Source organism: Microbacterium immunditiarum (genome assembly GCF_013409785.1).
Taxonomy (GTDB): domain Bacteria; phylum Actinomycetota; class Actinomycetes; order Actinomycetales; family Microbacteriaceae; genus Microbacterium; species Microbacterium immunditiarum.
The window spans coordinates 2,704,588-2,716,639 of record NZ_JACCBV010000001.1 but is presented as its reverse complement, the minus strand read 5'-3'; the positions used below and the strand labels follow the sequence as shown (position 1 = coordinate 2,716,639).

General features: G+C 69.8%; 10 protein-coding genes and 1 tRNA gene. 3 read left to right on the top strand and 8 right to left on the bottom strand.

Translation table 11 applies throughout. The annotated features are described in order from the left end of the window. Positions 1-23: 23 nt before the first annotated feature. Positions 24-97: transfer RNA gene (locus tag BJ991_RS12630), tRNA-Ile, on the top strand. Positions 98-208: 111 nt separating this feature from the next. Here BJ991_RS12630 and BJ991_RS12625 read toward each other — a convergent pair. Continuing rightward, positions 209-394, bottom strand: coding sequence for a hypothetical protein (locus BJ991_RS12625; RefSeq protein ID WP_179490510.1), 186 nt, complete (start codon positions 392-394; stop codon positions 209-211). Between the two features lie 128 nt (positions 395-522). Beyond that, positions 523-2,526 carry a DUF262 domain-containing protein gene (locus BJ991_RS12620; RefSeq protein ID WP_179490508.1) on the bottom strand — a complete coding sequence of 668 codons (2,004 nt, stop codon included), beginning with the start codon at positions 2,524-2,526 and terminating at the stop codon, positions 523-525. Positions 2,527-2,739: 213 nt separating this feature from the next. Here BJ991_RS12620 and BJ991_RS12615 point away from each other — a divergent pair, with 213 nt between their 5' ends. Together BJ991_RS12615 and BJ991_RS12610 are read left to right on the top strand one after the other, a co-directional pair. Then, positions 2,740-3,513: a hypothetical protein gene (locus BJ991_RS12615; RefSeq protein ID WP_179490506.1), complete on the top strand. Its 774-nt coding sequence runs from the start codon at positions 2,740-2,742 to the stop codon at positions 3,511-3,513. A gap of 212 nt (positions 3,514-3,725) precedes the next feature. Further along, on the top strand, positions 3,726-4,229 hold the full coding sequence (locus tag BJ991_RS12610) for a DUF3145 domain-containing protein (RefSeq protein ID WP_179490504.1): 504 nt from the start codon (positions 3,726-3,728) through the stop codon (positions 4,227-4,229). 177 nt (positions 4,230-4,406) lie between these two features. Here the strand turns inward: BJ991_RS12610 and BJ991_RS12605 are convergent, their stop codons facing one another. The 6 genes from BJ991_RS12605 to aceE all read right to left on the bottom strand — a co-directional run bounded on the left by BJ991_RS12605 (position 4,407) and on the right by aceE (position 12,027). Continuing rightward, entirely contained in the window at positions 4,407-5,645 is a 1,239-nt protein-coding gene (locus BJ991_RS12605) for a beta-ketoacyl-[acyl-carrier-protein] synthase family protein (protein WP_179490502.1), read from the bottom strand. Positions 5,646-5,721: 76 nt separating this feature from the next. Continuing rightward, a complete protein-coding gene (locus BJ991_RS12600; RefSeq protein WP_179490500.1) occupies positions 5,722-5,970 on the bottom strand; it encodes an acyl carrier protein in 249 nt (82 codons plus the stop codon). Between the two features lie 66 nt (positions 5,971-6,036). Beyond that, positions 6,037-7,038, bottom strand: coding sequence for a beta-ketoacyl-ACP synthase III (locus BJ991_RS12595; protein ID WP_179490499.1), 1,002 nt, complete (start codon positions 7,036-7,038; stop codon positions 6,037-6,039). Further along, positions 7,035-7,967: an acyltransferase domain-containing protein gene (locus BJ991_RS12590; RefSeq protein ID WP_179492774.1), complete on the bottom strand. Its 933-nt coding sequence runs from the start codon at positions 7,965-7,967 to the stop codon at positions 7,035-7,037. Before BJ991_RS12590 ends, BJ991_RS12595 begins: the two co-directional genes overlap by 4 nt. A gap of 104 nt (positions 7,968-8,071) precedes the next feature. Beyond that, the gene (locus tag BJ991_RS12585; RefSeq protein ID WP_179490498.1) at positions 8,072-9,289 is read right to left on the bottom strand and encodes a PucR family transcriptional regulator; all 1,218 of its coding nucleotides are present in this window, start codon (positions 9,287-9,289) and stop codon (positions 8,072-8,074) included. Positions 9,290-9,297: 8 nt separating this feature from the next. Beyond that, entirely contained in the window at positions 9,298-12,027 is a 2,730-nt protein-coding gene (gene aceE / locus BJ991_RS12580; protein WP_179490497.1) for a pyruvate dehydrogenase (acetyl-transferring), homodimeric type, read from the bottom strand. Between the last annotated feature and the right edge of the window lie 25 nt (positions 12,028-12,052).

Below are 12,052 nucleotides of genomic sequence, written 5' to 3'. Positions count from 1 at the left end.
CGGGCGGTAGGCTCGATGGCCGAGGGGCGGTGGCCAAGCTGGTCAAGGCAGCGGGCTCATAACCCGACGATCGTGGGTTCAAGTCCCACCCGCCCCACATGTGAGGCGCCGTCCAAGGGCGGCGCCTTCACACGTCGTCCGGGTGTCTCGCGAACGAACTTGTGGGTGGGCCCACCCGTACTCGCGACCGCCGCGCGCCGGGTCGACCTCACGCGCGGGAAGGAAGGCGACGCACGCGCGCGAGCTTCTCGCGCATGACGGCGACGTGGGCGCGTTCGTCGCCCGGTGCGATGACGACAGGGTCGCTCCACCGCTCGGCGAGGGCGAGCGTATCGACACACACCCCTCCGATACGCTCGGGCCACAGCGCGTCCAGGACGCGCTCGCGGTGCATCAACGCCCCGGTGTGAGCGCGAGCAGCTTGATCAGTCCGGCCGCGTGGTGGGAGGGGGATCAAGGGATGCGACGTCGAGCCGGGCGTCCAGCTGCACACGGCCCCGGGGCGCGGCATCCGCTGATTCGTCACATCGCGTTGCCGATATACGAGTACTTGACGAAGACCTCGGGCGCGATGCCGGCCTCTTCGAGCACGCCCTGCACCGCGGTGAGCATGTAGCTGGAGTCCCAGCCCATGTAGAGGTAGTGGTCGTCGTCGAGGCGATCCCACTGGCCGTTCCACGACTGCGCCCCGTACACCGGACCGCCACGGCGTGCACAGTACGAGACGACGGCGTCGCGCGAGTCGGCCCACAGGCGTTTGAAGACGCGGTTGAAGAGGTACTTGACGTCGTGCACCTCCCAGTGCTCGCCGCGGTACTCGACGTAGTCCCACTCGCGCTGCCAGCCGCGCGGCCAGCCGCGCCGCCGCACGGCGTCGAGGATCGGGGTGAGGCCGTCGTCGTCGATGAGCCCGACCGCGGGCCGCTCCCACACCTCGACGAAGCGCTCGGCCAGGCGTGCCGATCGTGCCGTGATGGCCGCCGTGTTCCACGCGTCGATCTCGGCGAGCTCGGTGGTCGTCGCCACCGCGCTGCGCGCGAACACGCCCTTCTTCGCGCGGAACGACAGGTCGAACGCGCGGACGGCGAGGTCTTCCTCGAGGAGGGCGAGGTTGCCGATCGTCTGCGCGAGCGCGCGATGGCTGTTCTGCTCGTCCTCGGTGTGGTCCGCCCACTCGCGCTCGCCGTCGCCGCTCCAGTTGTCGGACGGTGCGAGGGGGAACACGTGTGCGACCTCGAGCCCGTCGGTGCCGTCGACACCCGACAGGCGGGCGAGCACGTAGGCGGGGTGGGGGAGTTCGGCGTACTTGAGCGCCGCGCGTACGCGCTCGTCGGAGGGCGTGATGCGCGAGATCGCCGCGAGCAGCGCGTGGGCGCCGTTCTCGCGGGCGCGACAGAGTCGCGCGACGAGCCGATCGTTGCTCACGCCGACGATGGCACGGCGCATCAGGAGCGACTGCACGTGCTCGAGGGTCCGGATGAGCTCGGCGGTGGTGATCTCGCCGTGGAGGTGCTCGCGGTACGCGCGCATGACGAGCGGATACATGCCGCTGCCGAAGGTGGTGAGGTATGCGAGCTGGCGGGCGACCGTGGCATCCGTCGCCTGTTCCGGATCGAGGAGCACCCGATACACCTCGGAGTACTCGCGCCACTGGGCCGCGTGCCCGCGCAGACTGTCGAGATCGAGCCGCGGGAAGACCTGCCGGAAGGTGTCGTAGACCCCGCGACCGCCCGTCACGACCACCTCGCGGCCGGTCTTCATGACGAGGTACTGCCGCCAGAACGCGGCGATCGCCTCGCCCGTGTTGCGTTCGATCGGAAGCCAGTACTCGCTCTCGATCTCGCGCTGCTCGGCGTGCGTGAGACCCATGAGCACGTAGTTGTGGATCAGCTCGTGGTCGCGCAGCGGCTCGCCCGTCGAGTTGAGGCTCTCGAAGATCTGCTGCGCGTTCGCGCCCGCGCCGAGCGTGATCGCGACATGCTCGAGCTTCTGCAGGCCGCGCCAGATCCTGGGAGCCTCGTCGGCGCTGATCTGGCTGCGGAAGAAGGCGTAGTTGTCGTCGAAGCGGGACTCGCGGGTCGCGTCGGCGGGAGCCCGCTGGTCGAGGACGACGCTCTCGAAGACGTCGGCCCACGCCGGATGCGGCCGCAGCTTCGTCTCGCCCGAGTCGAGCCGGACGATGACCCGCTCGAGCTGGGCTGCCAGCTCGGGGTCGTCGTCGCGCACGGTGTGGTGGAGCGCGGCGACGAGGAGCATGAGCGTTGTGATGCGCTGCTGCCCGTCGATGAGGACGAGGTCGCGGGATCCGTCGTGGGAGCTGATCGACGACAGGATCGAGCCGATGAAGTGCATGTGCCGGTCGTCGAAGTCGGCGACGGCGCGGATGTCGGACAGCAGCTGCTCGCAGCCGCCGATGTCCCATCGGTACTGGCGCTGATATACCGGCACGACGATGCGCCAGTCGCCCGCCGACAGCCATCCGATGGTGTTCACCGCGGTCGCGTCGACATTCGTGGCATTGACCATCGCCCGGATTGCTCCCTCGAAGTGCTCGGTGGCGCGGGCGCGAGGAGCGGCCGGACACGCCGTCATTCACTCTAGTCGACCGGGCTGAGCGGCATCCCGGGAACGGGTTTTCCACGGTCACGCCGCCAGGAGCGGTGGAGGAGGCGCGGGTAGGCTTGCCTCAGTCGGGCCTGTAAAAACGTGCTGGCCCGCTGACCGAAAGGCAATCCGTTCATGGGTTACATCAAGTGCGAGGCGCTCGAGGAGACCGGCTACGTCGTCCTCGACCGCTACAACCAGGAGCTCGATCCCAAGGAGTGGCTCGACATCGAGTACGTCGATTGGAAGTCCTCGGGAGACACCCGCTTCGCGCCGCTCGCGAGCGCCAAGGGCGAGATCGAGTGCAACGGGTTCTGGAACCACAAGCCGCCGCGTACCGACAAGGACGGCGTGTGGATCCCGTCGCAGGTCGAGAAGGCCCCGATCCTCACCCGCCGCGCGCAGGAGCCGGGCGCCAACGTCGGCCGCTGCCGCGTCATCGAGCTGCAGCCGACGCCGTACGGCGAGTGCCTCTACAACCTGCACCAGGACGACAACAACCGCCTCAATCCCGACGGCACCGGCTGGGTCGTGCGCGGGTTCTTCAACCTCACGGACGACAAGGACAGCTTCTTCGTCCTGCGTGAGAACCGCACCGACCCCGAGGGCGAGGTGCGCATCGCGCTTCCCGCCGGCGCGCAGCTCATCATCGACACGCAGCGCCTGTGGCACGCGGCGACCCACGTCGGCACCGACCCGCGCTACTGCCTCATCACGTCGTGGACGTCGGGCCCCGAGCTCGACGCCTACATCGAGAAGCACAACGGCGTGAACCGCGTCGAGAGCGTCCACGTCCCGCAGGACGTGCTCGAGGCGGGCTACGCCGAGCAGGCGCGCAAGGACGCTGCTCGTGCGGCCTACTACGCCGCCAAGGGCCAGGCCGAGGTCCGCGCCATGAGCGAGGCCTGATCTCACCCGATCATCCGTGTCGGCCCCGGTTCTCGGACCGGGGCCGACGTGCGTCCGGGCTGCGTCCGAGTTGCCTCCGGATTGCGCGACACGGAATGACATCCTTGTGATTCCGCCCGATCCGCGGGCATAATGGCCCCAGCACAACCGAATATCGCCGCACTCCGTGTCAGGACGTTGGGGAAGACGTACCTGGACGAAACGGAGACATCATGGCGACACCTCAGGCGCGTGGCGTGGTCTTCATCCACTCCGCGCCACGAGCGCTGTGCCCCCACCTCGAGTGGGCAGTCGGGCGTGTGCTCGGGCGTGCGGTGAGCTTCGACTGGACCGACCAGGCTGTGCTCAGCGGCAGCCGCCGGGCCGAGTTCTACTGGACCGGGCCCGCCGGCACGGGTGCCGCGCTGGCGACCGCGATCCGTGGCTGGGAGCACCTGCGCTTCGAGGTGACCGAAGACCCGACGCCGCGCAGCGACGGCGGCCGATGGCTCCACACACCCAGTCTCGGCATCCACTTCGCCCAGACCGACTCCGCGGGCAACGTCGTCATCGGTGAGGACCGCATCCGCTACGCCATGGAGCTCGCGGCGGGCGACCCGCGAGAGCTCGAACGCGAGCTCAAGGTCGCGCTCGGCTCCGCGTGGGACGACGAGCTCGAGCCGTTCCGTCACGCGAGCGACGACGCGCCCGTCGTGTGGCTGCACAAGGTGGGGTGACCGGCGAGCGCGCCCGACGGGTGCGCGAACAGACTCCCGGGGCGCGGCGAGGCGCGAATACCGGATGCCGGAGACAGCAGTCCCGGCGCTGGGAAGGCGAATCGCCGCCCCCGGAGCAGACGAAGATCCCCGGGCTTCCTGAACTGGACGCCCGGGGATCTCTGTCGAGTGCCGGAGTCAGGCGGAAGCGAACGCCGCGACGGCGTTATGCCCGCCGAACCCGAACGAGTTACTGATCGCGAGCTGGTCGCCCTCACCCAGGGGGGTGGCGGAGCCGGAGATGCGGAACGGCACCTCGGGGTCCTGCTCGGTCACGTTGATCGTCGGAGGAGCCTGCCGGTCGCGCAGCGCGAGCACGGTGAAGATCGCCTCGAGCGCGCCCGTTCCGCCGAGCAGGTGCCCGGTCGAGGACTTCGTCGCCGAAACCGGGATCTCTTCGACGCGGTCGCCGAACACGGTCTTGAGCGCGACGTACTCGTTCGGGTCGCCCACGGGGGTCGAGGTCGCGTGCGCGTTGATGTGCGTGACGTCATCGGGCGAGGCATCCGCCATCTCGAGCGCCATGCGAACCGCGCGCGATGCGCCCAGGCCCTCGGGGTCGTTCGCCGTGATGTGGTACGAGTCCGCGGTGACGCCGCCGCCGACGAGCTCGGCGTAGATCTTGGCGCCGCGGGCGCGCGCGTGCTCCTCGGTCTCGAGAATGAGCACGCCGGCGCCCTCGCCCATGACGAATCCGTCACGGTCGACGCTGCACGGGCGCGACGCGGTCTCGGGGGAGTCGTTGCGACGCGACAGCGCCTGCATCGACGAGAAAGCGGCCACCGTGATCGGGTGGATCGCCGACTCGGTGCCGCCCGCGATCACGACATCGGCGAGGCCCGACTGCAGGTGCTCGTACGCGTTCACGATCGACTCGGTGCTCGACGCGCACGCGCTGGCGACGGTCCGAGCGAACGCGCGCGCGTTGAAGTGCAGCGACAGGTTGCCCGCGGCCGCGTTCGGCATGAGCATGGGCACCGTCATCGGCATGACCCGGCGCGGGCCCTTCTCGCGCAGCGTGTCCCACGCGTCGAGCAGCGTCCACACGCCGCCGATGCCGGTCGCGAAGTCGACGCCGAGCCGCTCGGGCTCGACCTCGGGCGCGCCGGCGTCCGCCCATGCTTCGAGGGCTGCGACCATCGCGAACTGCGATGCGGGGTCGAGCCGCCTGGCCATAGGTCGCTCGAGCACGGTGTCGGGCCGCACCCTCGCCTCGGCGGCGAACGTGACGGGCAGCTCGTACTGCGAGACCCAGTCGTACTCGAGCGTGCGCGCTCCCGAGACGCCGTCGAGCAGGGCCGACCAGCTTTCGGGCGCGGTCCCTCCGAGAGGCGAGCTCGCTCCGATGCCGGTGACGACGATGCGCTTGGTGCTCATGAAGTGGTTCCTCGTGGTCGTGGGCAGAGGGCAGAAGGGGCGGGCGGGCGCAGAGTGCGCACCCGCCCGCGTGCCCTCAGGACTGGTTGTCCGTGATGTAGGTGACCGCGTCGCCGACGGTCTTGAGGTTCTTGACCTCGTCGTCGGGGATCGTCACGCCGAACTTCTCCTCGGCGTTGACGACGATCGTCATCATCGAGATCGAGTCGATGTCGAGGTCGTCGGTGAACGACTTCTCGAGCGCGACCTCGTCGGCCGAGATCCCCGTCTCGTCGGTGATGAGCTCGGCGAGTCCGGCGAGGACCTCTTCGTTGGTGAGTGCCATGGTTTCTCCTTCTTGGATGGTCGGGGCCCGTGGGGCCAGTTCAGTCTAGAGTCGGGCGCGGAGCGCTCACGGGAGCACGACGACCTGGGCCGCGAACACGAGTCCCGCCCCGAAGCCGATCTGCAGCGCGAGCCCGCCGCTGAGCTCGGGGTGCTCTTCGAGCAGCCGATGCGTCGCGAGCGGGATCGACGCGGCCGACGTGTTGCCGGTCGTCTCGATGTCGCGCGCGATCACGACGGTGTCGGGGAGCTTCAGCTGCTTCGCGAACTCGTCGATGATGCGCATGTTCGCCTGGTGGGGCACGAAGGCAGCGAGATCGGATGCCTCGACCCCCGCGGCCTCGAGGGCCTGCCGTGCGACCTTCACCATCTCCCACACCGCCCAGCGGAAGACCGTCGGGCCCTCCTGGCGCAGCGTGGGCCACGGCGCGGCTCCGTCGCGGAACTCCACGAGCGTGTGGTTCATGCCGACCGCGTCGGCCCTCGAGCCGTCGGAGCCCCACACGGTCGGACCGATGCCCGGGGTGTCGCTCGGGCCGATGACCACCGCGCCCGCGCCGTCGCCCAGCAGGAACGAGATGCTGCGGTCGGTGGGATCGACGACGTCGCTGAGCTTCTCGGCGCCGACGACGACGGCGTGCGTCGCCGCACCCGCGCGAATGAGGGCGTCGGCCTGCGCGACGCCGTACGCGAAGCCCGCGCACGCGGCGTTGAGGTCGTAGGCCGCGGCCGGGTTCGCGCCGATGCGGTCGGCCACGATCGCCGACACCGACGGCGTCTGCTTCGGGTTGCTGATCGTCGCGACGATGACGAGGTCGATGTCGGCTGGGTCGACGCCCGACTTCTGGACGGCCTCTGCCGCGGCATCCGTCGACAGGTCGATCGCGGTCGTCTCCTTCACCGCGCGCGTGCGCGTGACGATGCCCGTGCGCTGCCGGATCCACTCGTCGCTGGAGTCGATGGGGCCGACGAGGTCGTCGTTGGGCACGACGATCTCGCCACGTGCCGCTCCGTACGAGTAGATGCGCGTGTGCGCGGCCCCTTGAGGCTGGATGACGCCGGCGGTCATGCTTGTGCTCCATTCTCGGCGGCGCCGAGCAGGTCGGCGGCCGCGGTCAGGTCAGCGGGGGTCTTGACGGCGACGGCCGGGACGCCGCGCAGCGCGCGCTTGGCGAGCCCCACGAGCGTGCCGGCGGGCGCGAACTCGATGATGCCTGTCGCACCTGCGGCTGCGAAGGCCTCCATGCACCTGTCCCACCGCACGGGGGAGGCGACCTGCGCCACGAGGAGGTCGAGGGCGTCCTTGCCGCTCGAGACGACGGAGCCGTCGCGGTTGGTCCACACGGTGGCGGCGGGGTCGGATGCCGCGACCTCGGCCGCCGCCTCGCGGAGCGTCTCGACGGCGGGGGCCATGTAGCGCGTGTGGAAGGCGCCCGCGACCTGCAGCGGGATCACACGCGTGCCGGCGGGAGGGTTCTCGGCAAGGGCCGCCAGTGCGTCGAGAGCGCCCGCGGCCACGAGCTGACCGCCGCCGTTGTAGTTCGCCGGGGTCAGGTCGAGCTCGGTGAGGCGCCCGACGACCGCGTCCTGGTCTCCGCCGATCACGGCGCTCATACCCGTCTGCTCGGCGGCCGCGGCCTTCGCCATGGCCCGGCCGCGGATGCCGACGAGGCGCATGCCGTCCGTCGGCGTCAGCACGCCCGCCGCGATGAGCGACGCGATCTCCCCGACCGAGTGGCCGGCGAAGCCGTCGGGCTTCGTCTTGGACCGGTCGGCCAGCGCGGTCCACGACAGGATGCTCGCGGCGACGATGAGGGGCTGAGCGACTTGCGTGTCGCGGATGCGGTCGGCATCCCACTCGGTCCCGGCCGCGACGAGGTCGACGCCGGCGGCCTCGGAGGAGGCCTCCAGCTGCTCACGCGCCCCGTCGAGCTCGAGCCAGGGGGAGAGGAATCCGGGTGTCTGCGACCCCTGCCCGGGGAAGACGGCGATGATCACCATCCCATCCTGCCAAGGATCTCGCCTCTCATCTGGCGGCATCCACACAAGATCGGGGGAGTCCTTTGTGCGTGCCGCACAGGGGCGGAGTGCTCGCGGAGGGGTCAGTGCGACGGGCGTCGGGTCGGCGCGGGGCGGCGCCGCGTGGCATCCGTGCCGATCGATCCCAGGATCAGAGCCGTCTGCAGGATCAGCGCCTCCCGCGCCCCCGTGGCGTCCCATCCGATGACATCCGACACTCGCTTGAGGCGGTAGCGCACGGTGTTCGGATGCACGAACAGCTCGCGCGCAGTCGCCTCGAGCGAGCGGCCGTTGTCGAGGTAGCTCCACAGCGTCGTCACCAGATCCGCGCTGTGCGCCTGCAGGGGGCGGTAGATGCGCTCGACGAGCGTCTGCTTGGCGAGCGGATCTCCCGCGAGCGCGCGCTCCGGCAGCAGATCGTCGGCCTCGACGGGGCGCGGGGCGTTGCGCCACGCGCGGGCGACGGCGAAGCCCGCGAGCGCCGCTCGGGCGCTCTGTCCGGCGTCGACGAGCGCCGGAACGGTCGGCCCGAGCACGAGATGCCCGCTGCCGAACCCCGGTTCGAGTCGGTTCGCGATGTCGAGGAACGGCAGCTCCGTCGGGGTGTCATCGGAACGAGCGGATGCCTCGGCCCGCCCGATCACGAGGACGAGGCGCGACCCCTGCACGCCCACGAGCACGTCGACGCCGAGCTTGCGCGCGGTGCGACGCAGCTGATCGATGTCGAACTGCGGGGGTGTCGTGCCGACGAGCACCGAGACCTCGCCGTGGCCGTGCCAGCCGAGCGCGGCGATCCGACTCGGGAGCTCCTCGTCGGCCTCGCCCGTGAGGATCGAGTCGACGACGAGCGCCTCGAGCCGCGCGTCCCACAGCCCGCGGGCCTCTGCAGCGCGTGCGTAGACGTCGGCCGCGGCGAACGCCACCTCCCTCGAGTAGAGGAGGATCGCCTCGCGCAGGTGCTCGCCACGGTCGGCGACCCGCTCCTCGGTGACTTCGACCGTCACCCGGATGAGCTGGAGCGTCTGCTGCAGGCTCACGCTGCGCAGGAGCTCACGCGGGGCCGCGGCGAAGATGTCGGCGGCGATCCACGGCGTCGAGTTGGGCTCGTCGTACCACTGGATGAACGAGGTGATGCCCGCCTGCGCCACGAGCCCCACCGCGGAGCGTCGCGCCGGCGGCATCTCGGCGTACCACGGCAGCGTCTCCTCGAGACGCTTGATCGTCGCCGTGGCGAGGTCGCCCGAGATGCGGCGCAACCACGCGAGCGTCTCGGCCTTGCCGAGCGGCGTCGTCTCGGGCATCGCCCGGGTCAGCTCTCGCCGCCCGCGTTGCCGCTCGTGCCGGCCGACACGTCGTGCAGGCGGTACTTCTCGATCGCCCGCGTCGAAAGGCCGCGGTCGATCTTGCCTTCGGCGGCGAGCTCCTGCAGCGTCCGCACCACGATCGAGGGTCCGTCGATCTTGAAGAAGCGACGGGCCGCCGGACGCGTGTCGGAGAAGCCGAAGCCGTCCGCGCCGAGCGTCGCGAAGCGGTTCGGCACCCACGGGCGGATCTGGTCCTGCACGGCGTGCATGTAGTCGCTGACCGCGACGACCGGTCCGTCAGCGTCGCGCAGCTTCTCGGTGAGATACGCGGACTTGGGCTCGGCTTCCGGGTTGAGGAAGTTGTGCTCGTCGGCGGCGAGGCCGTCGCGACGCAGTTCGCTCCACGAGGTCACCGACCACACGTCGGCCACGACGCCCCAGTCCTCCTTGAGGAGCTGCTGCGCCTCGAGGGCCCACGGCACACCGACGCCCGACGCGAACAGCTGAGCGCGGGGTCCGTCGCCCTCGCCGACGGCGATGCGGTGGATGCCCCGCACGATGCCGTCGACATCGACTTCCTCCGGCTCGGCCGGCTGCACGAGCGGCTCGTTGTAGACCGTCAGGTAGTACATGACGTTCGGATCGGGGTGCTGCCCGCCGTACATGCGCTCGAGGCCCGCGCGCACGATGTGGGCGATCTCGTACCCGTACGCGGGGTCGTACGCGATCGTGGCGGGGTTCGTCGACGCGAGGAGCGGCGAGTGCCCGTCGGCGTGCTGCAGGCCCTCACCGGTCAGCGTCGTCCGGCCGGCGGTCGCGCCGATGATGAAGCCGCGGGTCATCTGGTCGCCGGCGGCCCAGAGGGCGTCTCCGGTGCGCTGATAGCCGAACATCGAGTAGAAGACGTACACCGGGATGAGCGGCTCGCCGTGTGTCGAGTACGACGTTCCCGTCGCGGTGAACGCGGCGGCGGCGCCGGCCTCGTTGATGCCGACGTGCATGATCTGTCCCTGCGGGCTCTCCTTGTAGGCGAGCAGCAGATCGCGGTCGACCGAGGTGTAGTTCTGCCCGTGCGGGTTGTAGATCTTCGCGGTCGGGAAGTACGCGTCCATGCCGAACGTGCGCGCCTCGTCGGGGATGATCGGCACGATGCGGTGACCGAAGTCCTTCGCCCGCAGCAGGTCCTTCAGCAGGCGGACGAACGCCATCGTCGTGGCGATCTCCTGCGTGCCCGAGCCCTTCTTCGGCAGCGCGTACGCCTCGTCGCCCGGAAGCTGGATGTCGACGTGGTGCGTGCGGCGCTCCGGAAGGAACCCGCCGAGCCCGCGACGGCGCTCCAGCATGTACTGGATCGTCTCGTCCTCGGGGCCGGGGTTGAAGTACGGCGGCTGGTACGGGTCCTCTTCGAGCTGCGCGTCGCTGATCGGGATGCGCATCGAGTCGCGGAAGTGCTTCAGGTCGTCGAGGGTCATCTTCTTCATCTGGTGGGTCGCGTTGCGTCCCTCGAAGTGGTGACCGAGACCGTAGCCCTTGATCGTCTTGGCGAGGATGACCGTCGGCTGCCCCTTGTGCTCGACCGCGGCCTTATAGGCGGCGTACACCTTGCGGTAGTCGAGACCGCCCCGGCGCAGCTTGCCCCAGATGTCGTCGTCCGACCAGTCCTTCACGAGCGCGGCGGTGCGCTCGTCGCGACCGAAGAAGTGCTCGCGGATGAACGCGCCGTCCTCGGCGCGGTAGGTCTGGAAGTCGCCGTCGGGCGTCGTGTTCATGAGGTGCACGAGCGCGCCGTCGAGGTCCTTCGCGAGCAGCTCGTCCCAGCCGGAGCCCCACACGACCTTGATGACGTTCCAGCCCGCACCGCGGAAGAAGCTCTCGAGCTCCTGGATGATCTTGCCGTTGCCGCGCACCGGTCCGTCCAGGCGCTGGAGGTTGCAGTTCACGACGAACGTGAGGTTGTCGAGGCCCTCGTTCGCGGCGATCTGCAGCTGGCCGCGGCTCTCGACCTCGTCCATCTCGCCGTCGCCCAGGAACGCCCACACGCGGGACTCGGAGAGGTCCTTGATGCCGCGGTTCGTGAGGTACTTGTTGGTCATCGCCTGGTAGATGGCGTTGATCGGTCCGAGACCCATCGACACAGTGGGGAACTGCCAGTAGTCGGGCATGAGACGCGGATGCGGGTACGAGGGCAGCCCGTCGGGGAACTTGGACTTCTCCTGGCGGAAGCCGTCGAGCTGCTGCTCGGTGAGGCGCCCCTCGAGGAACGACCGCGCGTAGATGCCGGGGGAGGCGTGGCCCTGGATGAAGACCTGGTCGCCGCCGGACTGGTAGTCGAGGCCCTTGAAGAAGTGGTTGAAGCCGACCTCGTACAGCGAGGCCGACGACGCGTAGGTCGAGATGTGACCGCCGACGCCGATGCCGGGGCGCTGCGCGCGGTGCACCGTGAGCGCGGCGTTCCAGCGGATCCAGCGGCGGTAGCGGCGCTCGAGCTCCTCATCGCCCGGGAACTCGGGCTCGTTCTCGGGCGCGATCGTGTTGATGTAGTCCGTCGTCGGGACCTGTGGCACGTTCAGCTGCAGCTCGCGCGACGTCTGCAGCAGGCTCAGCATGATCTCGCGACCACGCGAGCGCCCGTTCGCGTCGATGAGCTGCTGCAGGGACTCCTGCCACTCGGCGGTCTCCTCCGGGTCGCTGTCGAGCGGTTCCTGCGAGTACGGATCCTGGTCGTGGACAGTCACGGAAGAGACCTTTCGTCGTCTGGCA